Origin of the sequence: Nonomuraea sp. NPDC050783 (genome assembly GCF_040802095.1) — a bacterium.
Lineage (GTDB): Bacteria > Actinomycetota > Actinomycetes > Streptosporangiales > Streptosporangiaceae > Nonomuraea.
In genome coordinates this window covers 20,331-46,624 of sequence record NZ_JBFAHK010000011.1, presented here as the reverse complement: position 1 = coordinate 46,624, position 26,294 = coordinate 20,331, and the positions used below count along the sequence as shown (strand labels likewise).

23 protein-coding genes and 2 pseudogenes are annotated in these 26,294 nt (G+C 73.8%); 9 read left to right on the top strand and 16 right to left on the bottom strand.

Features of this window, described 5'->3' with window-relative positions; genetic code table 11:
• Positions 1–176: 176 nt before the first annotated feature.
• The 4 genes from AB0H75_RS27445 to AB0H75_RS27430 all read right to left on the bottom strand — a co-directional run bounded on the left by AB0H75_RS27445 (position 177) and on the right by AB0H75_RS27430 (position 4,370).
• Positions 177–866, bottom strand: coding sequence for a LysE family translocator (locus AB0H75_RS27445; RefSeq protein ID WP_367800902.1), 690 nt, complete (start codon positions 864–866; stop codon positions 177–179).
• Positions 863–1,810, bottom strand: a complete 948-nt coding sequence (locus AB0H75_RS27440; protein ID WP_367800900.1) for a quinone oxidoreductase — start codon at positions 1,808–1,810, stop codon at positions 863–865. Before AB0H75_RS27440 ends, AB0H75_RS27445 begins: the two co-directional genes overlap by 4 nt.
• Positions 1,811–1,920: 110 nt before the next feature.
• A complete protein-coding gene (locus AB0H75_RS27435; protein ID WP_367800898.1) occupies positions 1,921–2,811 on the bottom strand; it encodes a virginiamycin B lyase in 891 nt (296 codons plus the stop codon).
• Entirely contained in the window at positions 2,805–4,370 is a 1,566-nt protein-coding gene (locus tag AB0H75_RS27430; protein ID WP_367800896.1) for an ABC-F family ATP-binding cassette domain-containing protein, read from the bottom strand. Before AB0H75_RS27430 ends, AB0H75_RS27435 begins: the two co-directional genes overlap by 7 nt.
• 131 nt (positions 4,371–4,501) lie before the next feature.
• On the opposite strand from AB0H75_RS27430, the gene AB0H75_RS27425 reads away from it, so the two are divergent.
• Positions 4,502–5,095: a TetR/AcrR family transcriptional regulator gene (locus tag AB0H75_RS27425; RefSeq protein WP_367800894.1), complete on the top strand. Its 594-nt coding sequence runs from the start codon at positions 4,502–4,504 to the stop codon at positions 5,093–5,095.
• Between the two features lie 48 nt (positions 5,096–5,143).
• Here the strand turns inward: AB0H75_RS27425 and AB0H75_RS27420 are convergent, their stop codons facing one another.
• From AB0H75_RS27420 to AB0H75_RS27390, 7 genes are all read right to left on the bottom strand, one after another.
• Complete coding sequence (locus tag AB0H75_RS27420; protein WP_367800892.1) at positions 5,144–5,719, bottom strand: RloB family protein; 576 nt, start codon at positions 5,717–5,719, stop codon at positions 5,144–5,146.
• A 62-nt stretch (positions 5,720–5,781) separates the two neighbouring features.
• Positions 5,782–7,059: an ATP/GTP-binding protein gene (locus tag AB0H75_RS27415; protein WP_367800890.1), complete on the bottom strand. Its 1,278-nt coding sequence runs from the start codon at positions 7,057–7,059 to the stop codon at positions 5,782–5,784.
• A 48-nt stretch (positions 7,060–7,107) separates the two neighbouring features.
• The gene (locus AB0H75_RS27410; protein ID WP_367800888.1) at positions 7,108–7,830 is read right to left on the bottom strand and encodes an HAD family hydrolase; all 723 of its coding nucleotides are present in this window, start codon (positions 7,828–7,830) and stop codon (positions 7,108–7,110) included.
• Positions 7,820–8,971: an ABC transporter ATP-binding protein gene (locus AB0H75_RS27405; protein ID WP_367800886.1), complete on the bottom strand. Its 1,152-nt coding sequence runs from the start codon at positions 8,969–8,971 to the stop codon at positions 7,820–7,822. The genes AB0H75_RS27410 and AB0H75_RS27405 overlap by 11 nt, the downstream gene beginning before the upstream one ends.
• Positions 8,968–9,825, bottom strand: coding sequence for an ABC transporter permease (locus tag AB0H75_RS27400; protein WP_367800884.1), 858 nt, complete (start codon positions 9,823–9,825; stop codon positions 8,968–8,970). Before AB0H75_RS27400 ends, AB0H75_RS27405 begins: the two co-directional genes overlap by 4 nt.
• A complete protein-coding gene (locus AB0H75_RS27395) occupies positions 9,813–10,649 on the bottom strand; it encodes an ABC transporter permease (RefSeq protein WP_367800882.1) in 837 nt (278 codons plus the stop codon). The genes AB0H75_RS27400 and AB0H75_RS27395 overlap by 13 nt, the downstream gene beginning before the upstream one ends.
• Positions 10,646–11,800, bottom strand: a complete 1,155-nt coding sequence (locus tag AB0H75_RS27390) for an ABC transporter substrate-binding protein (protein ID WP_367800880.1) — start codon at positions 11,798–11,800, stop codon at positions 10,646–10,648. The genes AB0H75_RS27395 and AB0H75_RS27390 overlap by 4 nt, the downstream gene beginning before the upstream one ends.
• 112 nt (positions 11,801–11,912) lie before the next feature.
• On the opposite strand from AB0H75_RS27390, the gene AB0H75_RS27385 reads away from it, so the two are divergent.
• The 3 genes from AB0H75_RS27385 to AB0H75_RS27375 are packed head-to-tail and all read left to right on the top strand — an operon-like array spanning position 11,913 to position 16,649.
• The gene (locus AB0H75_RS27385; protein WP_367800878.1) at positions 11,913–12,743 is read left to right on the top strand and encodes a GntR family transcriptional regulator; all 831 of its coding nucleotides are present in this window, start codon (positions 11,913–11,915) and stop codon (positions 12,741–12,743) included.
• A gap of 58 nt (positions 12,744–12,801) precedes the next feature.
• Positions 12,802–13,068, top strand: coding sequence for a DUF6504 family protein (locus tag AB0H75_RS27380; protein WP_367800876.1), 267 nt, complete (start codon positions 12,802–12,804; stop codon positions 13,066–13,068).
• Positions 13,068–16,649, top strand: a complete 3,582-nt coding sequence (locus AB0H75_RS27375; protein ID WP_367800874.1) for a DNA polymerase III subunit alpha — start codon at positions 13,068–13,070, stop codon at positions 16,647–16,649. Before AB0H75_RS27380 ends, AB0H75_RS27375 begins: the two co-directional genes overlap by 1 nt.
• 34 nt (positions 16,650–16,683) lie before the next feature.
• Here AB0H75_RS27375 and AB0H75_RS27370 read toward each other — a convergent pair whose 3' ends face one another.
• Together AB0H75_RS27370 and AB0H75_RS27365 are read right to left on the bottom strand one after the other, a co-directional pair.
• Complete coding sequence (locus tag AB0H75_RS27370; RefSeq protein WP_367800872.1) at positions 16,684–17,370, bottom strand: DUF4328 domain-containing protein; 687 nt, start codon at positions 17,368–17,370, stop codon at positions 16,684–16,686.
• Between the two features lie 67 nt (positions 17,371–17,437).
• Positions 17,438–18,088, bottom strand: coding sequence for a response regulator (locus AB0H75_RS27365; protein ID WP_367800870.1), 651 nt, complete (start codon positions 18,086–18,088; stop codon positions 17,438–17,440).
• Positions 18,089–18,181: 93 nt separating this feature from the next.
• Here AB0H75_RS27365 and AB0H75_RS27360 point away from each other — a divergent pair, with 93 nt between their 5' ends.
• Positions 18,182–18,862, top strand: coding sequence for an ABC transporter ATP-binding protein (locus tag AB0H75_RS27360; RefSeq protein ID WP_367800868.1), 681 nt, complete (start codon positions 18,182–18,184; stop codon positions 18,860–18,862).
• Positions 18,859–20,793 carry an FtsX-like permease family protein gene (locus tag AB0H75_RS27355; protein WP_367800866.1) on the top strand — a complete coding sequence of 645 codons (1,935 nt, stop codon included), beginning with the start codon at positions 18,859–18,861 and terminating at the stop codon, positions 20,791–20,793. The genes AB0H75_RS27360 and AB0H75_RS27355 overlap by 4 nt, the downstream gene beginning before the upstream one ends.
• Before the next feature lie 229 nt (positions 20,794–21,022).
• Here AB0H75_RS27355 and AB0H75_RS27350 read toward each other — a convergent pair.
• A pseudogene (locus AB0H75_RS27350) lies at positions 21,023–21,844 on the bottom strand (hypothetical protein); the annotation flags it as partial.
• A 48-nt stretch (positions 21,845–21,892) separates the two neighbouring features.
• On the opposite strand from AB0H75_RS27350, the gene AB0H75_RS27345 reads away from it, so the two are divergent.
• A complete protein-coding gene (locus AB0H75_RS27345) occupies positions 21,893–22,330 on the top strand; it encodes an NUDIX domain-containing protein (protein ID WP_367801366.1) in 438 nt (145 codons plus the stop codon).
• A gap of 342 nt (positions 22,331–22,672) precedes the next feature.
• Here the strand turns inward: AB0H75_RS27345 and AB0H75_RS27340 are convergent.
• Positions 22,673–23,194, bottom strand: a pseudogene (locus AB0H75_RS27340) (SUMF1/EgtB/PvdO family nonheme iron enzyme); the annotation flags it as partial.
• A gap of 1,089 nt (positions 23,195–24,283) precedes the next feature.
• On the opposite strand from AB0H75_RS27340, the gene AB0H75_RS27335 reads away from it, so the two are divergent.
• Both AB0H75_RS27335 and AB0H75_RS27330 read left to right on the top strand, forming a co-directional pair.
• Positions 24,284–25,645 carry a hypothetical protein gene (locus tag AB0H75_RS27335; protein ID WP_367800864.1) on the top strand — a complete coding sequence of 454 codons (1,362 nt, stop codon included), beginning with the start codon at positions 24,284–24,286 and terminating at the stop codon, positions 25,643–25,645.
• Positions 25,642–26,151: an NUDIX domain-containing protein gene (locus tag AB0H75_RS27330; RefSeq protein WP_367800862.1), complete on the top strand. Its 510-nt coding sequence runs from the start codon at positions 25,642–25,644 to the stop codon at positions 26,149–26,151. Before AB0H75_RS27335 ends, AB0H75_RS27330 begins: the two co-directional genes overlap by 4 nt.
• On the opposite strand, the gene AB0H75_RS27325 is transcribed toward AB0H75_RS27330, so the two are convergent.
• Positions 26,118–26,255 carry a hypothetical protein gene (locus AB0H75_RS27325; RefSeq protein ID WP_367800861.1) on the bottom strand — a complete coding sequence of 46 codons (138 nt, stop codon included), beginning with the start codon at positions 26,253–26,255 and terminating at the stop codon, positions 26,118–26,120. The genes AB0H75_RS27330 and AB0H75_RS27325 overlap by 34 nt on opposite strands.
• Positions 26,256–26,294 lie beyond the last annotated feature (39 nt).

Below are 26,294 nucleotides of genomic sequence, written 5' to 3'. Positions count from 1 at the left end.
CGTACCGGCTGGAGCGCATCCGCCGCCTGACCGGCTTCTCCCCGGACGACCCGGCCCAGCGCCTCACCCTGGAGACGGCGGTGCTGGGCGCCCGCCTCCTCGACTGGCCGAACGGCTTCCCGCCCGCACCCGGCCCCAGGGAGGCGAACCCCCCGGAGGGCGGCGGCGAGCGGGCCTCAGTCGCCGGCCACCGCCAGCCGCACCCCGAACCCCAGGAGCACCGCCCCGCACAGCCGGTCGAGGAACCGCCGCACCGCCGGCGACCGCAGGAACCCGCCCATCAGCGCCGCGAACCCGATCAGCAGCGCGCTCCACACCAGCCCTTCCGCCGCGTGGACGCCGGCCAGCAGCAGCCCCGTGACGGCGTGCGGCGCGCCGTCCGGGATGAACTGCGGCAGCATCGCCACGTAGAACGCCCCGACCTTGGGGTTGAGCAGGTTGGTGGTGGCCCCGCGCCGCAGCCCGCGCCAGAACCCGCCGCCTCCCGGCCCCGGCCCGGACGGCCCCTGGACGCCGCCGCCGTCCCCGGCGTCACCCCGGCGCCGCCGGGCCAGGAGCATGCGCGACCCCAGCCACACCAGGTAGGCCGCCCCCGCCCAGCGCAGCGCGGTGTAGGCCGGCTGCGAGGCCGCCAGCAACGCCGACAGCCCCGCCGCCGTGAGCACGCCCCAGGCGAGCGTGCCGAGCTGGATGCCGAAGGTCACCCCCCAGGCCGCCCGCCTGCCGTCCAGCAGCGACGTACGCAGGACGAGCGCCGTGTCCAGCCCGGGCGTCACGGTCAGCAGCGCCACCACGGCCGCGAACGACCAGAGCGCCCGCCCGAGGTCCGCCGGCTGCCCCGCCAGCGGGAGGACGGAGGACGTCACGGGACGAGGAGCAGCTTGCCGGTGGTGCGGCGGCCGGCCAGGTCCTCGTGGGCCTGCCGCGCCTGCGCCAGCGGGTAGCGGTGCGAGACGGCGACGCGCAGCTCGCCCGACGCGATCCAGCCGAACAGGTCGGACGCCCGCTGGAGCAGCTCCGCGCGCTCGGCGATGTAGTGCACGAGGGTGGGCCGGGTGAGGAAGAGCGAGCCCTTCTTGTTCAGCGTCTGGGGGTCGAGGGGCGGTACCGGCCCGCTGGCGGCACCGTACAGGGCCATGAGGCCGCGCGGGCGCAGCGCGTCCAGCCCGCCGTCGAAGGTGGACCTGCCCACCCCGTCGTACACGACGTCGATCGTGCCCCGCAGCGCCTCGGCGAAGTCGTCGTAACGCAGCACCTCGTCCGCGCCGGCCTCGCGGGCCAGCTTCTCCTTCTCGGGGGTGGACACCGTCGCGTACACCGTGGCGCCCCGCAGCTTGGCGAGCTGGATCAGCAGCTGGCCCATGCCGCCCGCCCCGGCGTGCACCAGGACGCGGTCGCCCTCCTTCACCTCGAACGTCGAGTGCGTCAGGTAGTGGGCCGTCATGCCCTGCAACATCGTCGCGGCCGCCAGCTCGGCCGGCACGCCGTCCGGCACCGGCACCAGCCGCCCGGCCGGCACGACGGCCTTCTCCGCGTAGCTGCCGAGCACGTTGGCCCAGGCCACGGTGTCCCCGACGGCGACGCCCTCCACCCCGGCCCCGACGGCCGCGACGGTGCCCGCCCCCTCGGAGCCGATGACCGCCGGCAGGTCGAGGGGGTAGGCGCCGGAACGGTGGTAGATGTCGATGAAGTTGACCCCGCCGGCGGCGACGTCGACCACGACCTCGCCGTCACCAGGCGTGGGGTCGGGACGCTCGACGTACTCGAGAACCTCGGGGCCGCCCTGGGCGGAGACGATGATGGCATGCATGCCTCTAGTCAACTCCGCCGGAAACCCTCACCGCCACCCACCCCCCGCCGGAGCGGTGCGCGCGGGCGGTCACGAGACGGGTCCCGCGCCGGAGCGGCGCGCGCGGGCGGTCACGAGGCGGGTCCCGCGTCGAGGCGGGCCAGCGCGCCCGCTTCGAGCGCGACCCAGATCGCGCCGTCCGGCCCCACCGCCAGCCCGTGCGGCTCCGCCTTCCAGGACTCGGTGCCCGCACGCGGCGCGGGAGCCGGGAGCGGGAACTCCCCGATGGCGCCGTCCACGGTGACGCGGCCGACGCGGCCGGTGCCCCACAGCGTGAACCACAGCGCGCCGTCCGGGCCGGCGACGATCGCGTGCGGGCGCGCGGCGCGGTCGGGCAGCGGGTACTCGTCGATCTTGCCGGTGGTGTCGATGCGGCCGATCTGGCCGGCGCCGATCTCCACGAACCACAGGGCGTCGTCGGGCCCGCGGGTGATGCCCACGGGCGCGGCGCCCTCCGTGGGCAGCGGGTGGACGGTCACCTCGCCGGCCAAGGAGACGCGGCCGATGGCGTTGCCCTGGTTGAGGGTGAACCAGAGGGCGTCGTCCGGCCCCGGGGCGATGAAGGCGGGCATGCCGCCGGCCGGGGAGACCTCGAACGCGGAACGGCCGCCGTCGGGAGCGATGCGGCCGACGCGTCCGGACCGCATCTCGGTGAACCACATGGCTCCGTCGGGGCCCGCGGCGATGCCGAACGGGGAGTCCGCCGCGTAGGCGGTCACCCGGCCGTCGGCGGTGATGCGGCCGACCCGGCCGCCCTTGCCCTCCGTGAACCACATGGCTCCGTCCGGGCCGGGCGTGATCACGGTCGGCTGGCCGTCGGCCGGGTCGAGCTGGTGGATCTCCGGGGCGCGGCCGGGCTCCAGCCGCCCGATGCGGCCCTGGTGCACGAGGGTGAACCAGAGCGCTCCGTCCGGGCCGGTGGCGATGCCGTACGGCGCGCCGGCGTCGATCATGGTCAACATGTGCGTCCCCCCGTGAGGTGCAGGTGCCTGCCCCGGAAGCGCCGTGTCAGCGCCCGGTCGTGCGAGACCACGACGAGCGTGCCGTGGTAGTGGTCGAGTGCCCGCTCCAGCTCCTCCGACAGGAGCGGCGAGAGGTGGTTGGTGGGCTCGTCGAGGAGCAGCAGGTCGTGCTCGCCGGCCAGCAGCCGGGCCAGCGCCAGCCTGCGCCGCTGCCCGACCGACAGCTCGCCGACCTTCTGCGTGAGCGTGTGCGGGGCGAAGAGGCCGGTGTCCAGGAGGGCGGCCTCGCGCTCGTCCGGGTAGCCGTGCCCGTAGGCGGCCAGTACGGTCAGGCCGGGATCGAACGCCACCTCCTGCGCCAGGTGGCCGACCCGGAGGCCGGCGCCGGAGGCGTGCTCGGCGAGGACGCCCAGCAGCGTGGACTTGCCCGCGCCGTTGGGCCCGCGCACCAGGAGCCGGTCGCCCGGCGCGAGGGCCAGGCGATCGACGCGCAGGCGGCCGTCACCGACCCGGACGTCCCGCAGCTCGATCGCGCCCGCCCCGCCGGCGGTGCCGGCGGTGCCCGTGGCGAACGTGCCGCGGAAGCGGAGCGGGGACGGCGGGCGCGGGACCGGATCGTCAAGGAGCCGGCGCAGGCGCTCGCGGGCGTTGCGGACGCGGCTGGAGACCGAGCTCTGGACGCGCCCCGCGTCGCGGTCGTAGGCCACCTTGTTGTTGTCGCGCATCCGGCCGCCCGCGGCCACGCGGTGGGCGGTCGTGGTGGCGTGCTCGCGTACGTGGCGGACCTCCTCGCACCAGGCCGCGTAGGACTGCTCCCAGCGGGCCCTGGCCGCGGCCTTGGCGGCGAGGAAGCCGCGGTAGCCGCCGCCGAAGCGGGTGACGGCGCCGTCGCCGACCTCCAGGACGGCGGTGGCGACGCGGTCGAGGAAGACGCGGTCGTGGGAGACCGCGACGAGCGTGCCGCGGTGCTCGCGGAGCCGGCCCTCCAGCCAGGTCAGGGCCGACTCGTCGAGGTGGTTGGTGGGCTCGTCGAGGAGCAGCAGGCGGGGCGCGGCGGCCAGGACGCAGGCCAGGCCGAGCCGGGCCTGCTCGCCCCCGGACAGGCTGCCCAGGGTGCGGTCGCGGGTGACGTGGGCCAGGCCGAGGCCGTGGAAGGACTTGTCCACGCGCGCGTCCGCCTCGTAGCCGCCGCGGGACTCGTAGAGGGTCTGCAACTCGCCGTACTCGGCCAGGGCCTCGGTCGTGGCGGCGGTGTCCCGGCCGTCCGCGGACGCCAGGGACGCCTCCAGGTCGCGCAGGCGACGCTCGATGGCGCGCAGCCCGGCCAGGGCGGCATCGACGGCCTCCTGGACGGTGCAGGTGGGCGGCAGGCCGAGGGTCTGGCCGAGGTAGCCCACGTCCAGGTGCCCCGGGTGACCGGCCTCGCCGCCCGGGCCTACGGTGATCTCACCGTCGTCGGGACGCTCGACGCCCGCCAGGAGCCGGAGAAGGGTGGACTTGCCCGAGCCGTTCTCGCCGACGACGCCCGCGCGCTCGCCCGCCTTCACGGACACGGTCACGTCGTCGAGGACGACCAGCTCGCCGTACGACTTGGAAACGCCGTGCAGGTGAATCAGGATGGAACTCCAATCGCAACTGTTGTAGCTTTAGTCTGCCACACTCGAAGACACAAACGCAACTGGAGTAGTTTTTGGAAGCGGGCGAGAGCAAGCGCCCCGGGGGGCGCAGCGCCCGGGTACGCGACGCCGTACGCCGGGCCACGCTGGCCGAGCTGGCCGAGCACGGCTACGCCGGGCTGACGGTCGAGCGGGTGGCCGAGCGGTCCGGCGTCCACAAGACGACCGTCTACCGGCGCTGGGGCAACGTGGAGGGCCTCATCTCCGACGCGCTGGAGCTGGCCAGGGACGAGCCGTGGCCCATCCCCGACACCGGGACGATCGAGGGCGACCTGCGGGGCATCGTCCAGCTCGTCCGCTCCGGCTTCGCCGACCCGGAGCTGGGCCCGGTGTCGTCGGCGTTCGTGGCGGCCGCCGTGCAGAACGAGGCGGCGGCGCGGGCACTGCACGAGTTCTTCGTCGCCAGGCACGACCAGTCGGCCGAGGTCGTCCGGCGGGCGGTCACCCGCGGCGAGCTGCCCGGCCCGGTCGACGCCAGGGAGGTGATCAGGATCGCGGTCGCCCCGGTCTACTACCGGCTGTTCGTGACCCACGAGCCGGTCAGCGAACGCGACGCCGACCGCGCCGCCGACGCCGCCCTGGCCGCGGCCCGCGCCGGAGTCCTGTGACTCCGGGCATGGGACCGGCCTCGCGTCCCGGAGCCGCGGCGTACGGAATCAGCGGTCTCTTCCCGATCGCCGGATGGCGTCCACGACCAGCCAGACATTGGTGGACGGATTGCGGCCCTTCCGGTTGGGCTCATAGTGGTCAGGATCCATGCGTTCGGCCCGTTCGCGGGCGAGCTCATGGCGGGAGAAAGGGAAATCGCGCCCCAGGTGCTTGTCGTAGTCCTTGATGTGCCGCCCCAGCCTGCGCCGGACTCTCTCCTGGTCACAGGCGGCGGCGTACTCCTCGAAGTGGTAGAGGATCCACAACTCGAAGCAGGGCGTGGAGACGACGAGATCGACTCGTTCCCTGTGCGCCGTCGTCAAGGCCTGGTCGAGCGTCTTGTGGTCATCGACGTCCACGACACACCACACCTCGTCGTAGGCGATGGCGGCGTCCCGCTGAGAGCGCGCCTCCCTGTTCTTCCTGTCGCGCTCGCGGACGGCGTATCCGACGATGGCGGCCGGGTCGCGTCCGAGGCCGATGAGCTTGCAGTCACGAATTTCCACGGGGAGGGAGCGGAAATGATCGCGGATGCCCGCAAAGTATTCGATCTCCGTGACCTCGCCCTCGCAGACGATGAGCACCCGTCTCTTCGGGGCACGCCGGTTGGTGGGGCGGTCGAGGCGTGGGGGACTACGCCTGGGGCTCATGATCTTTCAGGGATCCTCTCCAGGAAGATGTCCCGGACGTTCTCGAAGTTCAGATAAGGCACCGCTCCGTAACGACCCTGCAGGTAGCCGCGTTCGACGTTCTCGTCCCGGCGGGGATGGAACTCGGCGAGCGAGTAGAGGCTCGTGGCGCCGGAGGCGTCCTTCTCCGTGAACCACACTTCGTCCCTGGCCAGAATCTCCTCTTCGAGAAGGGGGCCGAGGAGCGTGGTGTCGTGAGAGGCGAAGACCAGTTGCGCGCCGCGCGGGTTGATGTCGGGGTCCTTGAACATCCGGATCAGTGTCGAGCTCAGCAGCGGGTGCAGGCTGGAATCGATCTCGTCGGACACCAGGACCCCGCCCACCGAGAAGGCGAACAGGGCGTAACCAAGCAGGGAGAGCCAGGATCTCGTCCCCGCACTCTCCTCTTCCAAGCTCAGTGGGGTGAGGTCTCCGGGTCTGCTGAGGATGAGCTTGGCCATCATGATCTCTAGGGCGGCCTTGCTCGTGGGGTCGTCAAGGGTCTCCGGCGGCAGATCGGACATGGTGGCATGGGGAGCCTCCGGCGGCGCCTCCACGACCTCTGCCCGGTCGATCCCCAGATCGGCGATCCGCAGCAGCCCGTTGAGAATCGGAGCCATGCTCTCCTCTCCCAGCAGGTACTTGGTGAGGTTGAGCCGGAAGCCCTCGTCCTCCTCGCCGAGACGGGCGAAAAGGATTCTCCGCGTCAGGTGCTTGTAGAGAGAGCTCAGCAGCGGATGGTTGTTGGACGCCGCGCAGGAGAGGAAGAGCGAGTTGGGACGGGTGAGCCGGCGAATGCGCTGGACTTCACCGGTGAGGCCGCGTCCGAAGACCATGTCGGCCGGCCCGTCACGCTCGAAGAGCCGCTTCGCGCGCCCCTTGGGGAAGGAGTTCAGCCACTCGCCCGTCACCTGCATGTCGTCCACCTCGAAGCCGTACGAGTAGCGCACGTCCTCGTGCAGGAAATCCAGCTCGAAGAACGACGGGCTGCCGGACCCGGACGCGGACAGCTTGAAGGGAGCCCTCGGCACCCCTCCGTTGGGGCTCCACGTGGTGTGGGACGACCGGATCGCGTCGATCATCCAGTGGAGCGCATCGAGGACGTTGGACTTTCCCGAGGCGTTGGCGCCGTAGATCCCGGCCACTCGCAACGGTGCCGTTCCCCTCGGCTCTCCACGGCGGGGAACGGCGACCAGGGAGAGCGTCTGCTCGTCCTGGATCGACCGATGATTGGCGACCCTGAAGCGTAGCCACATGTTCTCTCCTCGCATGGATCCTGCTCGGATCCTACACTTTCAGGTCCTCTAACGAAGAGTTTCTCCGCGGGGGGACGCGAAAGTGCGTACGTGGTGAGCTGAGGGGAGGCCGCTTCGCGGGGTCACCGCCAGGACGCGGCAGCCCGCCGACGTGGCGGCCGCGATGCCCGCCGGGCTGTCCTCGACGGCCACGCAGCGTGCGGGTGAGGTGCCGAGACGGCGGGCCGCCTCCAGGTACGGGTCCGGGTACGGCTTGCCGCGCGCCGTGTCCCCGTCGGCGATGACCAGGTGGAACGAGTGGCGCAGGCGGGGGAGCACCAGGTCGACCACGCGGCGCGGGGAGGCGGTGACCAGGGCCGTCGGGATGGACGCGGCGGCCAGCCCGGCGAGGAGCTCGCGGGCGCCGGGCAGCACGGGCACGTCCCGGGCGAGGCGTTCGGCGAAGGCGTCGACCAGCCGACCGGCCAGACACTCGACCGGCACCCTGTCGTCCGGCGCCCCGCCGTCCGGCGCCTTGGCGTCCGGCAGGGGAGCGGTGGCGGGAGGAGCGGTGTCCGGGGGGAGGGCGGTGGCGGGAGGAGTGGGAGTGGTGTGGAGGAGGTGGGCGGCGGTGTCGATGGCGGTGCGGCCGCGGACGTGCGGGACGTCGTCCGGTCCGAGCCGCCGCCCGAGCCGCCCGGCCACGGCCGCGACCGCCTCCCACCACAACCCCTCGGTGTCCACCAGGGTCCCGTCCAGGTCCAGCAGGACGGCGTCGGGGTCAGAGCGCATCGGCGGCCACGACGGGGGCGGGCACCGGGGCCGTACGGGCCGCCACCAGCACGGGCCGCTCCACCAGCCGCACCGTGACCCGCGTCCCCGGCCCCAGCCGGGCCGCCTCGTGGCCGGGCACGTCGGCCAGCACCTCGCCGCCGTCCACGGCGAGCCGCAGCCGGACGGAGGCGCCGCGGAAGGACGCCGCGACCACCTCGGCGACCCCTTCCCCGGCGGGCCCTTCCCCGGCGGCGCCGTCCCCGGCGGGCGACACCCGGACGGCCTCCGGCCGGACCAGCACGTCCACGTCCCTCTCGCCGGTGGCGGGGACGGGCCCGTCCACGGGCAGGAGCCGGCCCAGCACGCTCACCCGGTCGCCGTCGAGCCGCCCGGCCAGATGGTTCATGGTGCCGACGAACTCCGCCACGAACGGCGTCGCGGGCCGGTCGTACACCTCGGCGGGCGCGCCCACCTGCTCCAGCCGCCCGTCCCGCAGCACCGCCACCCGGTCGGCGATCGACAGCGCCTCCTCCTGGTCGTGGGTGACGAAGATGGTGGTGATGCCGAGGTCGAGCTGGAGCCGCCGGATCTCCTCGCGCAGCGTGAGGCGTACCTTGGCGTCCAGCGCCGACAGCGGCTCGTCCAGCAGCAGCACGCGCGGCTCCAGGGCGAGCGCGCGGGCCAGCGCGACCCGCTGCTGCTGGCCGCCGGAGAGCTGGTGGGGGTAGCGGTCGGCGTGCTGGGGGAGGCCGACCAGCTCCAGCAGCTCGTCGGCGCGGGCCCGCCGGGTGGCGGCGGGCACCTTGCGCACGCGCAGGCCGAAGGAGACGTTGTCGCGGGCGTTGAGGTTGGGGAACAGCGAGTACGACTGGAACACCATGCCGGCGTCGCGCTTGTTGGCGGGCACGGCGGTGACGTCCTCGCCGTCCACGAGCACCGCGCCCGAGTCGGGCCGCTCGAAGCCGGCCACGCACCGCAGCGCGGTCGTCTTGCCGCAGCCCGACGGCCCGAGCAGGGCGACGAGCTCGCCGGGCGCGACGACCAGGTCGAGGCCGTCCAGCGCGACCGTCCTGCCGAACGCGCGCCGCAGCCCCCGGAACTCCACGGAGGCCGACCCGGGAGCCGGCCCGGAGGCCGGCCCAGCAGCCGGAGCGGTCATGATTTCCTCTCCCTACCGAAGACGGTGGACACGGCCAGCAACAGCAGCCAGATGATCAGCAGGCTGAGGATCGAGACGGCCACCGAGAGCTGCCCCCTCGACCCGGAGACGGTCACGATCCACACCGCGAACGGCTGGTAGCCCAGCAGGCTCGCCACGGTGTACTCGCCCAGCACCAGCGCCAGCGTCAGGAACGACGCGCTGGCCAGGGCCGGGCGCAGGTTGGGCACGACGACCCGGAGCAGCACGTACGGCCACGAGGCCCCCAGGTTACGGGCCGCCTCCACCAGCGTCCGCACGTCCATCGTGCGCAGCCCGGCGTCCAGCGACCGGTACACGAACGGCAGCACCAGCACCACGTACGCCAGCACCAGCACGACCGGGAACCCCGGGTCCTGCACCGCGATGATCGTGGCCCAGAACGGCGTCGGCGCGAGCACGTCGGTCCCGGCCCGCAACGACGTGGCCAGCCCCGCCACGAACGTGATCGGCGGCACCACCAGCGGCAACGTGCACAGCACCTCCATGACCGGCCGCAGCCGCGGCGCGAACAGCCGCACGGCCAGCATCGCCGGCAGCGCCAGCAGCAGCACCACGGCGATCGTGGCCGCCGCGAGGCCCAGCGACAGCAGCAGCGAGCGGGCGAAGCCCTCGGCCGCCAGCAGCTCGCCGTAGGGCGCGAACGACACCCCGGCCGCGGGCGTGTAGAGCGTGTACCACAGCGAGGCCCCGAGCGGGACGAGGAAGTAGAGCGCGGCCAGCAGGAACACCACGCCGCGCCACACCCGAGCCCTGGCGGCGGGGGCGGCGGGAGCCGTGGGGGCGGCGGGCTCCAGCCCGGTCAGTGCAACCATCGGGACGTCCTCCTCTGCAGCGGCAGGTAGACCGCCATCACCAGGCCGGCCACCACGATCATGTCGAGGCTGAGGGCCAGCGCGATGTTCTCGTAGCCGATCAGCACGTCGCCGGTGAGCGCGGCGGCGATCTTCAGGGTGACGAGGGGCACGACGGTGCCGACCATGGCGTTGGCGGTGGCGTAGGCGGAGAAGGCCGAGCCGAACAGCAGCACCACCCCGCCCAGCATGGCCGGGGCCAGCACCGGCAGCGCCACGTAGCGCCAGTAGTGCCAGGCGGTGGCGCCGCTGTTGGCCGCCGCCTCCCGCCACTGCGGCCGCAGCCCGTCCAGCGCCGGCGCCATGACCAGCACCATGAGCGGGATCGAGAAGTACAGGTAGACCACGGCGAGGCCCCAGAACGTGTACAGCGCGCCCGACGGCAGCCCGGCCGGCCCGCTGACCACGCCGGAGTTGCCGAGCGTGGCGATCCAGAAGAAGGCCAGCGGCACCCCGCCGAAGTTGGCCAGCACGCCGGAGGCGGTCAGCACCGCCTCGCGCAGCAGCCGGAAGCGGGAGGTCACGACGGCGTGGGCGAGGAACGTGCCGAGCACGGCCCCCGACAGCGCCACCACGGCCGACAGCTTCACGCTGCCGAGCAGGGCGGTCAGGTAGCCGCCCCGCAGGCTCAGCGCCAGGTTGTCGAGGCTCGGCCGGCCCTGCGCGGTGAACGCCCCCGCCACCAGCGCCACGGCGGGCACGCCGAAGACGAGCGCGAAGAACACCAGCAGGGGCAGCGCGCCCAGCCAGCCGCCAGACCGGCCGCTCGATCGGGGGCGGCTCATCCCGAGATCGCGGCGTCCCAGCCGCCGGCCAGCTTGGCCTTGGCCGCGTCCACCTGCCGGCTGGTGGGGAACGTGGGCTCGCCCTCCACCTGGGGCAGCTTGCCCGCCAGCGCCTTGTCCACGGTCCCGTCGGCGGTCATGGCGGGCAGCAGCACGGGCCGCGCGAAGCCCTTGAGGAACAGGTTCTGGCCCTCGGCGCTGTAGAGGTACTCCTGCCACAGCCGGGCGGCGGCCGGGTGCGGGGCGTCCTTGTTGATGGCCTGGGCGTACATCTGGAAGTACTTGCCGTCGGTGGGGACGTTCACCTTCCAGTCGATGCCCTTGCCGGCCATCTGGGGGGCGTAGGCGGCGTTGTTGTAGTCCCAGTCGATGCTGATCTGGGTCTCGCCCTTCTCGATGGTGGCCGGGGTGGTCTCGACGGGGTTGTAGTTGCCGGCGTCCTTGAGCTTCTTGAAGAAGTCGATGCCGGGCTGGATGTCGTCGAAGGAGCCGCCGTTGGCCAGGGCGGCGGCGTACACGCCGGCGAAGGCCGAGCCCGCCTTGGTGGGGTTGCCGTTCATCGCGACCTTGCCCTTGTACTCGGGCTTGAGCAGGTCCTTGTAACTGGTGGGGCAGGTGGTGATCTTCTTGGCGTCGCAGCCGATGGACACGTAGCCGCCGTAGTCGTTGACCCAGAGGCCGGTCGGCTCCTTCTGGCCCTCGGGGATCCTGTCGAAGCCCTGCACCTTGTAGGGCGCGAACAGTCCCTCGCCCGCCCCGCTGAGCGCGAACGACTGGCCGAGGTCGAGCACGTCGGGGGCGCGGTCCTGGCCCTTGCGGGTCTTGACGGCGTTGATCTCGTCGGCGCTGGACGCGTCCGGGGTCTCGCTCTCGATCTTGATGCCGTACTTGGCCTGGAACTTCTCGATGATCTCGCCGTAGTTCGCCCAGTCCGGCGGCAGGGCGATGACGTGCAGCGTGCCCTCCTTCTTCGCCGCCTCGACGAGCTTGTCCAGCCCGCCGAAGTCGGCGGCGGAGGTGGCGGTGGCGGCGTTCACCCCGCCGGGTGAGGTCTGGCCGGTCCGCTGGGTGCCGGGGGCGGCGCCGCACGCCGCGGTTACGAGGGTCAGGGCCGCGGCGACTCCGGCCGCGCGGGCGCGAGGTGAGAACACGACGCCTCCACTGTGCTGGGGGTATGGCATGAAAGTAGGCGAACTTGTACAAACAAGCGAGCATCAGTTAGTCGCACGAATGTTGCTCTTTCATGAATGGGAAGGGGCGGGCGTGGTTGCGCGCTATGAACTGATCGCCGATGACCTGCGGGAGGGCATCCTGTCCGGCGCGCGTCCGGCCGGCTCGCAGCTCCCCAGCGAGGCCGAGCTGGCCGGCCGGTACGGCGTGGCACGCGGCACCGTACGCCAAGCCGTGGCCGTGCTGGCCGCCGAGGGCCTGGTGGGCTCCCGGCAGGGCGCCCGGCGCGTCGTGCTGCCGAGCACGGTGCCCGGCACGATGCCCGACGCGGCTCCCAGCGCGGCTCCCGGCGGCACGCCCGGCGCCGCGCGCAGCCAGAGCTTCGCCGAGCTGCACAGCTTCGCGCAGTGGGCGCGCGCGGGCGGCCACCGCTTCGGCGGCCGGGTGATCGAGCAGCGCCGCCGCCGGGCCGGCGCCGCCGAGGCGGCCCGGCTGGGCGGGGGAGAGGTGCTGGAGGTGCTGCGCCTGCGCACGCTGGAGGGCGAGCCGGTGCTGGTCGAGCGGACGGTGTACGCCGCCTGGGTGGCCCCCGCCGTCGAGGCGCTGCCCGCCGACTGCGAGTCGGTCACCCAGGCCCTGTACGACGCCATCGGGCTCGTGTTCGCCTACGGCGAGCACCTCATCGACGCGGTGGCCGCCGGCTCCCAGGACGCCCGCCTGCTGGGGGTGCGCCGCGGCAGCCCGCTGCTGCGCCAGCGCCGCACCACCACGACCCACGAGGGCCGCCCGGTGGAGTCCTCCGACGACCGCTACCGCGCAGGCAGCGTGGCCTTCAGCATCCGCAACTCGATCGGCGCGAACCCGCTCGCGCGGCAGGCTCTCGACTTGCGTTCCGGGCGCGGAGAACATATGTTCGATTCATAGCGCCCGCCTTCCCCCGGGTGGCTCACGAACAACGACCAGAGCCGCGGGGAGAAGCGTCTTGAGCAGACTCTATGGCGATCCGATAGAGGTGTGGACGAGGGACGGTGAGCCCACGCAGTTCGTCTGGCGCGACCGGCTCTACCTGGTCCGCCGCGTCCTCGACCACTGGGTGGTCGCGCGCGAGTGGTGGAAGACGAACGAGGGCGATCCGGGCGAGCGCTGGTTCTGGCGCGTGGAGGCGGCCCCCGGCCGCGAGGTCGGCTCCTACGAGCTGCGCTACGACACCGCGAGCGACGGCTGGCTGCTGCTGAGGGCGTGGGACTGATGGCGCCCCCGTTCCCGCACCTCAACGTGTGCTCCGCCTACTCCATGCGCTACGGCACCGCCTTCCCCCGGGCCCTCGCCCGCCGCGCCGCCGACCACGGCATGGACATCCTCGCCCTGGCCGACCGCGACGGCCTCTACGGCGCGGTCAAGCACGTCCAGGCGTGCGCGGAGGCCGGGATCGCGCCGGTCGTCGGGGTGAGCCTGGCGCTCGACGCCCCGCCGGCCGGCCCGGCGCCCGGCATGCCCGCCGCGCGCCCCCGCACCGGCCGGGACGCCGCCGACCGCGTCACCGTGCTGGCCCGCGGCGAGGGCTGGTCGCGCCTGGCCCGCCTGGTCACCGCCGCCCACCGGGCCGGCGAGCGCGGCGCGCCGAGGGTCACCCGCGAGCTGGTCGGCGCGTGGGCCGGCGAGCCGGGCGGCGACCACGGGTTCGGCTCCCACGACGGGCTGGTGGTGCTGCTCGGCCCCCGCTCCGACGTGGGCCGCGCGGTGGCCGAGCGGCGCGACGAGCACGCCCGCGCGCTGCTCGGCCGGTGGCGGGCCGCGGTGCCCGGCACGGTGATCGAGCTGGTCGACCAGTACGGCTTCCGCGACGCCACCACCGCCGTGCGCATGCTCGGCCTGGCCGAGTCCATGGGCGTGCCCGCCGTGCTCACCAACGCGGTGCGCTACCTCGACCCGGCCGACCACCAGGTCGGCGACGTGCTCGACGCGGCCCGCCGGCGCGTCCCCCTGCACCCGCGCCACCCGGAGGGCACCACCTCGCACGCCTACCTCAAGAGCACCGAGGAGATGGGGCGGGTGGCGGCCAAGGTCTGCGCCGCCGACCAGGAGCGGGTGGCGCGGCTGCTGCACACCACCCGGCGGCTGGCCGAGGCGTGCGCGATGGACCCGGCGCGGCTGCTCGCCCTCCGCGGCGACCCGCCCCGCCTGCTGCTGCCCGAGATCGGCCGCGACCCGGTGCCGCTGCTGCGCCACCGCGTCGAGGACGGCCTGCTCCGGCGCGGTCTCGGCCGCGACGCCGCGGCCCGCGGCCGGCTCGGGGAGGAGATGGCGATCATCGAGCGCAGGCGCCTGTCCGGCTACTTCATCGCGGTGGCCGGCATCACCGACCTGATCCGCGGCATGGGCGTGCGCTGCGCCATCCGCGGCTCGGGCGCCGGCAGCCTGGTCACCTACCTCCTCGGCATCGGCGAGATCAACCCGCTCGACCACGGCCTGCTCATGGAGCGCTTCCTGTCCGAGGGCCGCATCGGGCTGCCCGACATCGACGTGGACGTCGAGTCCGCCCGCCGCCTCGACTGCTACCGGGCGATCTTCGAGCGGTACGGCGAGGACCGCGTGGCCTGCGTGTCCATGATGGAGACCTACCGGGCACGCAGCGCCGTCCGCGACGTCGCCGCCGCGATGAGCCTGCCGCCGCACGAGATCGACACGATCGCCAAGGCGTTCCCGCACGTCCGCGCAGGGCAGATCACCGCCTCCCTGAACGACCTGCCGGAGCTGCGCGACAGCCGGCTCGGCGAGGCCGGGCTGGAGCGGGTGTTCCGGCTGGCCGAGAAGCTCGACGGGCTGCCCCGGCACGTCGCGCTGCACCCGTGCGGCGTGCTCGTCGGCAACGCCGGGCTCCTGGACCGCACGCCGGTCGAGCGCAGCCTGCTGGAGTTCCCGATGTCGCAGTTCGACAAGGACGACGTGGAGGAGGCCGGGCTGCTCAAGCTGGACGTGCTCGGCGTGCGCATGCAGTCGGCGATGGCGTACGCGCTGAGCGAGATCAAGCGGGTGGACGACGTCACCGTCGAGCTGGACACCCCCGGCGGCGACGACCCCGCCGTCCAGTACGTCCCCCACGACGACCAGGACACCTACGACCTGATCCGCGCCGCCCGCACGATCGGCTGCTTCCAGATCGAGTCGCCCGGCCAGCGGGAGCTGGTCGCCAAGCTGGAGCCGCGCACGATGCACGACCTGATCGTGGACATCTCGCTGTTCCGGCCAGGACCGGTCAACTCCGACATGATCACCCCCTACCTGGAGGCCCGGCAGGGGTGGCGGCAGCCGTCCTACCCCCACGAGCGGCTGCGGGAGGCGCTGCGCGAGACGCACGGCGTCGTGGTGTTCCACGAGCAGGTGCTGAAGATCATCTCGGTGATGACCGGGCGCGACCTGTCGTTCGCCGAGACGCTGCGGCGCACGCTCGCCACGCCCGAGGGGCGGGAGCGGGTGCGCGCCGCGTTCGTCCCCCTGGCCAGGGCCAACGGCTTCGCCGACGCGGACGTGGAGCGGGTCTGGCGGGTGCTGGACGCCTTCGGCGGGTTCGGCTTCTGCAAGGCGCACGCGGCGGCGTTCGCGCTGCCCACCTACCAGTCGGCCTGGCTGAAGCGGCACCACGCGGCGGCGTTCTTCGCCGGGGTGCTCACCCACGACCCCGGCATGTACCCGGCGCGGGTCGTCATCGACGAGGCCCGGCAGTGCGGGGTCAGGATCCTGCCGCTCGACATCAACAGGTCCGGCGAGCACTGGCGGGTGGAGCGGCTCGGGCCGCGCGTGCCGGTGCGGGTGCGGCCGCCGCGGCCCGGCGGCTCCCCGGAGGCGCCGCGGCGGGAGTTCCGGGCCGGCGACATCGGCAAGGGGTACGCGCTGCGGGTGCCGTTCTCGGCGATCAGAGGGGTGACCGGGGCCGAGGTCGAGCGCATGGTGGCCGGGCAGCCGTACACGTCGCTGGCCGACTTCTGGGACCGGGCCCGGCCCTCGCGGCCCACCATCGAGCGGATCGTCCAGGTCGGCGGCCTGGACGCGCTGCACGGCCTGCGCCCGGGCGGGCCGCGCTGGCGGCCCGGCGAGCTGACCCGGCGCGACCTGATCGCCAGGATCGGCGTGCTGGAGCGGTCGCCGGCCGCCGGCGCGCAGCTCCCGCTGGGGTTCACCGAGCGCCTGCCGCCCGGCGAGCTGCCCGAGATGACCGAGGCCGAGATGGTCGAGGCGGAGCTGGAGATCCTCGGCATCGACGTCAGCCGGCACGTCATCAGCTTCCACGCCGAGCTGCTCGGCCTGCTCGGCGTGGTGCGGGCCCGCGACCTGCCGCGGCGGCGCAACGGCTCCGAGGTGCTGGTGGCGGGGGTCAAGGTGGCCACCCAGACGCCCGCGGTGCGCTCCGGGCAGCGGGTGGTCTTCGCCACGCTGGAGGACTCGACCGGGCCGATCGACCTGACCTTCTTCGAGTCGGTGCAGGGGCACTGCGCCTCCACCGTCTTCGGGGCGTGGCTCATGCTGGCCAGAGGGGTGGTGCGGCGCACCGGCGGGCGGGCGGTGTCGCTGCGGGCCGTGGACTGCTGGGACCTGACCGTGGTGGAGGGCGTGTGGCGCGCCCGGGGCATCGACGCGGCCCGCGCCCTGCTGCGCCGGACACCGGGGACGGCGGGCGGCACGGGCGCGGCGGGAGAGGCCGGCGGGCGGCGCGTCGAGTACGCCAACGGCTTCCGCCTGTCGCCCTACTCCGATCTCGGACCGGCCGTCGTCACCCCGCCGCGCCGCCTGTGGCACGCCAGCCCGGGCAGCTCCGGCCCCACCGCCGCCTGACCCCCCCACGGCACCTCGCTGGGGAGGGTGGTGGTCAGGTGGGGCGGGTGAGCGGGGTCGAGCCGGGGGCGGGCTCGGCGGGCAGGGTGCGGAGGGAGGCGAGCGGGGAGCGGGCGGTGTGCTGGAGGCGGGTCAGCTCGCGGACGGTGCCCGCGCACAGCAGCGCGGCCAGCGCCGCGAACAGCAGCTCAGGCACCCCCACCCCGGTCAGGCCCCCCGCCGAGGAGGCGAGCGGCAGCCGGATCGTGACCAGCGCGAGCGTGGCGAGCCAGCTCAGCCACCAGCCGGTCAGCAGCGCCAGCCACCGGCCGCGCCGCCCCGCGGGCGGCCGGGTGCCGCGCCAGATCTCGTCCACCAGCACCGCGGGCGCCACCAGGTTGACGCCGGGGATCAGCCAGGCGGCCGCCACCGGCCCGGTCGCGGCCGAGCGGTCGTTGGCCTGCCTGGCCCGCACCAGCCACGTCACGTACGCGGCCCCCGCCGCGATCGAGGTGCCCGCCACCAGCATCATCAGCACCGCGAAGACGGTGACCGCCCCCACGACCGCCTCCGCGGCGGCCCCCTGCGGCCGGCCGCCGAACGCGGCGAGCTGGGCGGCGAGCTGCCGCCCCCGGGTCTGCTCGAAGATCACCAGCGCGGCGAGGGAGAGGACCTGCGCGGTGAGCGTGACGTGGACGGCCGAAGCTGCTCTGGTCGGTGGTGCTGCCTGGGTGTAGCGCACGATGTTCTCCCCCCGGGCCATGCGCTGTGGTTCTGATTCTCTTGTATCCAGGCAGCGCCGCCGTTAATCAGCTCACCACGCCGGATTCCCACGCCCAAGCTGCGATTTCAACCCGATTGCGGACACCGAGTTTGGCGAAGATGCTCCCCAGGTGGGTCTTGACCGTCGACAGCGAGACGAACAGCTCGGCGGCCACCTCCTGGTTGGTGCGGCCCCTGGCGATCAGGCGCACGACGTCCAGCTCGCGGTCGGTCAGCGGGTCGTTCACGGGCGGCGGCGCGGCCCGCCGGGGCTGGGCCAGGTGTTGCAGCAGCCGCACGGTGACCGACGGCGACACGAGCGCGTCACCGGCGGCGGCCGCCCGTACGGCCTCGATGAGCAGCGTGGGGCCGCTGTCCTTCAGCAGGAAGCCGGTCGCGCCCGAGCGCAGCGCGCCGTAGACGTACTCGTCCAGGTCGAACGTCGTGACGATGACCACCCGCAGCGGATTGTCCACTCCGGGGCCGGCCAGCAGCCGGGTCACCTCGATCCCGTCGAGCTTGGGCATCCTGATGTCCAGCAGGCACACGTCGGGGCGCAGCCGCCGCGCCTGCGCCACCGCCTCGGCGCCGTCGGCGACCGCGGCGACGACCTCCATGTCCGGCTGCGCGTCCAAGATCATCTGAAAGCCGGTACGCACCAGTTGCTGATCGTCGGCGATGAGAACCCGAATAGTCACGGCCCCAACTCTAGGCAGATCGGCCGTTCGGCCGAGGCGGGATGACCGCTCGGCCGATCCGCCGCCCGGAGGCCGGGCGGAAGGCTGAGGGGCATGAACGACGTGCTTGTTGGACGGGGCCTGACCAAGAGGTTCGGGCAGACGGTCGCCCTCGGCGGCGTGGACATCGCGGTACGGGCCGGCGAGGCCGTGGCCATCATGGGGCCGAGCGGGTCCGGCAAGTCCACCCTGCTGCACTGCCTGGCCGGCATCATGCGGCCGGACCAGGGCGAGGTGCACCTGCTGGGGCAGCGCATCGACGCGCTGGGGGAGCGCGCCCGCAGCGCGCTGCGGCGCACCCGCTTCGGCTTCGTCTTCCAGTTCGGCCAGCTCCTGCCCGAGCTGCCGGCCGAGGAGAACGTGGCCCTGCCGCTCATGCTGGGCGGCGTGCCCCGGGCGCAGGCGGTGCGGCAGGCGCGCGAGTGGTTCGCGCCGCTCGGCCTGCAGGGCATGGAGACGCGCCGGCCGGGCGAGCTGTCCGGCGGGCAGGCGCAGCGGGTGGCCATCGCCAGGGCGCTGGTGACCAGGCCGGCCGTGGTGTTCGCCGACGAGCCGACCGGGGCGCTCGACCAGCGCACCGGCCAGGACACGATGCGCCTGCTGGTGGAGGCCACCCGGCACAACGGCGCCTCGATCGTCGTGGTCACCCACGACCCGAACGTGGCCGCCTGGTGCGACCGCACGGTCGAGGTCCGCGACGGCCACCTGATGGCGCACGGGACGGTGCCGGCGTGAACCTCGACCTGACCTGGCGGCTGCTCAGGGGCGGCGGGCGCAAGGGCCTGCTGGGCACCTGGCTGACGCTGGGCGCCGTGGCCGTGTCCACGGCGCTGCTGCTGTTCGCCGTGGCCGCGAACGTGGCCTTCGACGCCAGGGCCGAGCGCGGCGCCTGGCGCAACCCGGTCCCCGCCGCGCGGGACGCGGTCGCGGTGGAGGCGTCCCGCTTCGACTACGTCCGCGACCGGGTGATCACCGTCGTGGACCTGGCCGCGCTGAAGGAGGGCGTGCCCGCGCCGCCGGGCATGCCGCGCTTCCCGAGGCCCGGCGAGACGTGGCTGTCGCCCGCCCTCGCCGCCCTGGCCGGCGAGCTGCCCCCCGCCGAGCTGGGCGAGCGCTACCCGCACCGGGCGGGCGTGCTCGGCGAGGAGGCGCTGGTGTTCCCCGGCGAGCTGGTCGCGGTCGTCGGCCACGAGCCGGACGCGCCGGCGATGACCGCGCCGCGCAGCGACGACTGGATCGTCGGCAAGCCGCCGGTCCGGGTCGCGAGCCTGGCCGGGGCGCCGAGCGAGGACGCGCAGGCGTACCAGGTGCTCGCGGTCATCGCGAGCGTGCTCATGGTCGTGCCGCTGCTGGTGTTCGGGGGCGCGGCGGCCCGGCTCACGGTGGCCAGGCGCGACCGGCGGCTGGCCGCGCTGCGGCTGGTCGGTGCGACGCCGGGCCAGGTGGTGCGGATGACGGTGGCCGAGGCGGTGCTCGTGGCGCTGGCCGGGGCGCTGGCCGGGGCCGTGGCGTTCGCGCTGGCCGTGCCGCTGCTGGCGGGGATCGAGATCCAGGGCGGCGGCTGGTTCACCGCGGACCTGCTGCCGGACGTGGCGGTCCTGGCCGGGGTGCTGGTGGCGGTGCCGCTGCTGGTGGGCGCGTCGGCGGTGGTGGGGCTGCGGCGGGTCGTGGTGAGCCCGCTCGGGGTGGCCAGGCGGGAGACCCCGCCCGGCATGCGGTTCGTCCGGGTGCTCGCGCTGCTCGCCGCGCTGGCCGTCTTCCCGCTGCTGACCAGGGGGACGAGCGTGGCGATCGTGGCCGTGGCGCTCGGGCTGGCGTTCCTGTGCCTCAACCTGGCCGGCCCGTGGGTGGTGGGCCTCATCGGCAGGATCACGGCGGGCGCCGCCCGCGGCCCCGCCCCGTTGCTGGCCGGGCGCAGGCTGGTGGACGACCCGCGCTCGGCCTGGCGGACGGTGAGCGGGGTGGCGCTGACCGGGTTCGTGGCCGGGTTCCTCGGCCTGCTCAGCCCGGGCGCGTTCACCGGGGACACCGGCCCGGCGCACCTGCGCGTCGTCGCGCCCGCCGGGCAGGCCCAGCAGGTCGCCGGGCAGGCCCGCGAGCGGCTGGCGGCGGCCGGGGCACCGGCCCGCGTGACGGTCGTCAAGCAGACCGTCGTGGCCGCCCTGGACGGCTCGCCGGACGCCCCGGCGGTGGACCGGGCGCGTACCGCGCTGGCCGGGCTGGTCCCCGGGCGCACCCCGACGACCGAGGCCGACGAGGGACGCTTCGGCGAGCAGATCCTGGCCGACGTGCGCGTGGGCACGATCGTGGTGCTGTCGGTGTCGTTCCTGGTGGCCATCGCCAGCGCGGGCATCACGGCCGCCTCGTCGGTGCTGGACCGGCGGCAGACGTACGGGCTGCTGCGCCTGGCCGGCACGCCGCTGGAGGTGCTGGACCGGGCGCGGCGCGCCGAGACGCTGATCCCGCTCGCCGTGATGGGCGGCGGCGCGATCCTGGTGGGGGCGTTCTGCGCGGTGCCGTTCATGATCGGCGGGGTCTCCGTGGCCGGGGTCGCCACGCTGGTGGCGTGCGTGGTGCTCGGCTTCGCCGGGGTGATCGGGGCGGGCGCGCTGAGCAGGCCGCTGCTCAGGTCGGTGACCACCGACCCGGCCCCGCGCCCCGACTAGGAAGAAGCCGGCCACCTGAGGGCGTTCCGCTGCCGGCCGTAGCCGCTCGCCACCGTGCAGGCCCTGGTCACGGAGTCCGTGACCAGGGCCTGTTCGAGCGCGGCCGACCCGGGCCGAACGCCAACGCGCCTACCCGTCCACGCTGTGCAGGAACGACGACGCCGGGCCGCGTTCGACGGCCACGACATGGCGGAGAAGTACGAGCGGGTGAAGACGCTCACGGTGCGCATCACCGGGCGCCGCGGCTGGCCGTAATCCCGAGGCACGCGGTGACCGGCGAGCCCAGGTCGACGACGTGGGCCCGCGTCGGCACCACCCACACCGGCCGGTGGCGCGCGCACTCGCCCAGCGCGACGGCGAGCTTCGGCTCGCCCCCCGCCCCGGCGCTCTGCCGACGAGCGAAGTCGACGAAAGCGTCGTCGAGGCGAGCACGGCCCTCCAGCAGCATCAGGTTCGCCGCCCCGTACCGCGCCTGCAACGCCCTCGTGGCCTCCGGGTCCGGCTTCTCCACCAGGTCCACCATGCGCGTGCCTCCCACGCCGGGCTCGGTGACGATGACGCCACGTCGACCGGCGAGCTCCTGCCGAAAATCACGCCCGAGCACCGCCACACCGTCCGGCGCCTGCCGCAACGCCGCCAACGCGTTGTACGACGCGCACGGCAGATACAGGTTGTCGCCGAACGCCACATACAGGTCACCGCCGCCGGCCACGCCCTGGCAGGCGAAGTGGTCGGCGCCGTTGAACAGCGACGTCAGATCCGCGTAGCAGCCCCGCTGCGCCACCCAGTCGATTCGCACCTCATGCGGGCTCTCGGCGGGCGCGGGCAGACCCGCCGCCCGCGCGTAGCGGATCTGCCCGCCCGGCGTCAGCGCCTGGCGCGCCCACGACACGAACCGTTCGTAGTACGGGTGGTAGACGACCACGACATGCGCCGGCCCTGCCTCGGCAACCTCCTGCAGCAGATGGGCGATGCCGGGCCGGCCCTCCACCGGCAGCCATTCCTTCGGCAGGTAACGCGTCCACGACGCGACCCGGGTCCCTAGTCCTCCTGCGGCAATGACCACCCGGGCCGACCGCTGCTGGGATACGGTGCCGCCATGCACGTGCGAGTCACCGGCGTGGTCATCGAGGACGGTCGCGTCCTCCTCCTGGACCAGGACACCGACAGTGGCCGCTCCTGGTCGCTGCCCGGCGGCAAAGTCGAGCCCGGCGAGCCCATCGGTGACGCGCTGGTGCGGGAGATGCGCGAGGAGACCGGCATCGACATCCAGGTGGGCCGGCTGCTGTACGTGTGCGACCACCTGCCCGGTGGCGGTGTCCACGTCGTCCACATGACGTTCGAGGCCACCAGGATGGGTGGCACCGTGGGCGCGGTCGCCGACGGTGCCGACACCACTCCCATTCGCGGCGTCTGCTTCGTGCGGCTGGCCGACCTGCCGACGCTCGGCTTCTCCCAGCGGTTCCTCGATCTCGCCCGGGCCGGCTGGCCAGGCGCCGGCTCCTACATGGGCGCCAAGGCCAACATCGGCCTGTGACCGCTCCAGCGCGTCGATAAGCCGCCAGTCCAGCGCCTGCAGCGGCAGGCTCCGCTCGGCCAGGCCGTCCATCCACTCGGCCAGCAGGACCGCCAGCTCCCGCGCGGGCACCGCCCGCAGCCCGACGTCGCGCACCAACCGGATGCCGACGCCCCGGGAGCTGCCGGCGAGATGCCGATGCCGCCGCCTCGTCACCTCCCGCGGTGAGCCGGGCGTGTTCCACGCGGCGCCGGTCAGCCATCTGGCCACCGGTGCGCCCTCCTCATCGGGCCCGTCGCCGCACCACACCTGCACGTTGCCGACTAGATGGTGGATGTCTCCGGCGGCCAGGCCCTGCTGGACCACCGGCTCGGTGTCGCCGACCAGGTAGTCGGCGTTGGACGCGGTGACACCCGCCATCGCGGCCTTCATCTCTTCCAGCAGCGGCAGCCGCGCCCCATGCCGGGCGGCGTAGGCGGCGGCGCCGATCCAGGTCACCCAGTACGCCGGATGGTCCTCGAAGCCGGGGCTGACCGTCCACCGGCCGTCGCGCGGGTCGTGGTGCAGGCGGCCGCCGCGCTCGTGCGGCATCTGGCAGCACAGCAAGTAGGAGCCGCCACAGGTGTTGTGCACACCGTGCTCGGCGAGCTCGTTGAGGAATCCCGCGTATTCGGCGTTCGACACCAGCAGTGTGCACCACTGCACGCCGGCGCGGGACACGAACCGGGCCTCCACCCGCCCCTCGGTCGAGGCACGCGGGCGGCGGCTGCTCCCGACCGTAGGAGGAGGCGCCAGCTCGTACAGATGATCACCTGCCAGCCATTCGCCCGCCAGCGCGGCGACGCGAGGCGGGAATACCTGCTGCGCCGTCGCCAGGCTCGACATCGCCGCCTCACGCACCTGCTCGGCCGCCGCTGGCTCCAGGTAGGCGGTCAACACCGTCTTCGGCACCGTGGTGACGAACGTGTCCTCAGCTGCGGCCGGCCTGCCGCCGGCGGCGAGAGACGGCCTGATCACATCGGCCAGCTCGGGCAGCAGCCGCGCCAGCGTCCGCCAGCCGGCGGAACTGCGCACCGCCGCCTCGTACGGGACGCACGCGATCTCGCCCTGGCGGGGCCGGCAGTCCAGCGCCGCCGCGATCAGGACCGTGTTCAGAGTGTGCAGGCGGGCCAGCGCGACCAGCTCGGCGGGGTCGTCGTCCGGCAGCAGAGCCGCCGCCTGCGACAGTGGAGCGTCGACATGCCGCGTGGCCGTCACTAGCCGCCGGTAGCGGTCGCCGTAGCCCCACCGCTCGAACAGGTTCCCGCGGGCGAAGCTGGAGGCGACGCCGAGCGGGCTGCGCGTCAGCACGACCACCGGCGCGTCGGGGAACAGCGCCAGCACGTTCGGCAGTGCGAAGAACAGGTTCGTCTCCTTGATCACCTGGCGGGTCCGGCTGTACTTCGACACGGCGAACGACACCAGCCAATGCCTGCTGTACGGGGTCAGCCGTGCCCCCGCCTCGCCCAAGCCGGCCCCGGCCGGGTTGAGCGGCGACAGCGGATGATCGGCGGCGAGCTGTTGCCGCAGCGGCTCGTTGTGCTGGTCCATGAGCACGCGCAGTGTGTCCGACAGCCAGTTGGAGCCGACCCGCTCCATCGTGCCCAGCATCACTAGCGGGGCCCGCAGCGGCGCCCCGTCCCCCTCCTGGGTGGCCGCCCACCTGGCCGCCACCCGTGCGTCTATCTCGGCCAGGATCTCGCTCGTCTCGTGCATCTCGCGCTCTCCTCGTCTCGTCGCGAACGGTCCTGGCCCAGGAGACCCGTCGCCGCCGCCGGGCGGCAGATGCGTGTGGTTGCGCGGCCCGCCCGCCGGCATTGCGCCCTTGCGCGGCCTTGCGCAGATCCCATTTCGCGGCGGAGGGCGGGCACCACCTCCTATGGTGGTGGCGCGGCTTGGAGGACGGCGGGTTCGTCAGGCGGGAGGACGGACACGATGCAGGGACGTGCTGTCACCAACCACGACCTGGCGGCGCTCATCGCCGCCTGCGGACGCTCCCACGGCGCGCTCACCCGCAAGGTCAACCTGCTCGCCGCGCGCCGTCACCATGTGGAGCTGCGCTACGACCAGGCGAGCGTCTACTGGTGGCTGCGAGGCCGCGTCCCGGAGCCGCCCGTGCCCGGCCTCCTGTCAGAGATCTTCCAGGAGTGGCTGGGGCGGCCCGTCGCGGTTGATGACCTCGGGTTCACCGACCGCTCCCGGCTTGCTCTCACCGTCGCTGCCGGCGGCGAAGAGGTGGCCGAGGCCGTGTCCGGTCTGTGGCGGCAGGTCGTCCAGCGGCGCGGTGCCGGCTCAGCGTTCATCCTCAGCGCCGCGGTCGGCGCCGGCTTCGCCTGGCATTTCTCGCCCGCACACTGCGCGCCCAGCCGCGCTGAAGGCAGACGAGCGGTGAGCGTCACCGACGTGGAACGTCTCCACCAGGCTCGCGCCGAGTTCGTCGCCCTGGACCGCGCCAACGGCGGCGGCCACGCCTTCGCCTGGCTCGTCGACCACCTCGACCGGGCAGCCGCCCCCCTGCTGGCCGGCCGCTACACCGCGGTGGTCGGCCGGGAGTTGTTCGCCGCCGTCGCCTCCCTGACGGAACTCGCCGGTTGGATGGCGTTCGACCAGCACCACACCTACGGCCAAGGGACGGCGCAGCGGTTCTTCATCCAGGCGCTCAGCCTCGCCCGCCAGGCCGGCGACCGCGCCTACGCCGCGCACGTCCTGTCCAACCTGGCCACGCAGACGCTGTTCCTCGGCCACGGGGCCGAAGCCGCCCAGCTGGCCCGCGCCGCCCGCTCCGGAGCCGGCCGCGCCTGCTCGGCCACCCTCGCCGCGCGGCTGGCGGTCGTCGAAGCGCGCGGCTGGGCGCTGGCCGGCGACCGCCATGAGACCCGGGCGGCGACCCGCCGCGCCGGCCAGGCGATGGAGCGGTCCGACCCGGACGGCGACCCCGCCTGGCTGGCGACCTTCACCCCGGCGCACTACGCCGGGTCGGTCATGCACGCCATGCGCGACCTCGGCCTGTATCGCGAGGCCGCCCGGCAGGCCGGTCTCGCGCTCGACCTGCCCCACGCCAACGTCCGCACCCGAGCCCTGCACCAGGTGCTGCTCGCCACCGTCCATGCCGGCCGGGGTGACCTCGACACCGCCTGCCAGGCCGCGCGACACGCCCTGGCCGCCTACCCGTACCTGACCTCCGCACGGCTCGAAGCCCGGCTACGCGAGATCAACCGCCGGCTGCGGCCGTACCAGGACGTACGATGCGTGCGCGACTACATCGAGCAATCCCGGGAAACGCTCACCGAACCATGACCCATCCCCACGACCCCCAGCCGCGGACCTGGGTCGAGCCCGAGCTCTACTACGCCCGGCTGGCATCCGTGCACGTCGCCACTGGCGCGCTCATCACCAACCCCCAAGGGGGGATCCTGCTGGTCAAGCCGACCTATCGGCCGCACTGGCTGATCCCCGGCGGGATGGCCGACGATGGCGAGCCGCCCGAGACGGCGTGTGCCCGCGAACTCCGCGAGGAGCTCGGGCTGCAGCTCCCCGTCGGACCGCTGCTGGTGGTGGACTGGGCGCCGCCCGCCGGCCACCGGCGGCGTCCCATCCTCTATCTGCTGTTCGACGCCGGCGTGGTGACCGGCGAGCCGCCCCGTCCGCAGGACGACGAGCTGGACGACGTCGCGTTCCTGCCCGTCGAGGAGGCCGTGAGACGGTTGTCGGCGCAGGTCGCAGGCCGGGTGCCGGCGGCGCTGGCCGCGCGGGAGCAGGGTGGGACCATCTACCGCCCCGCCCGGCGCACCCGCGGGAAGTAGACGTCGACGGCCTCGTCCCACACCGGCCGGTCTCCCAGCTCGTGCAGCGCGTACTCGTCCTCTCCCTCCGTCCGGACGGCCAGGGCTTCCTCTGGCGTGCACACGGTCGACCGGTGCCGATCTCCAGGATCCGGTCGCCCGGT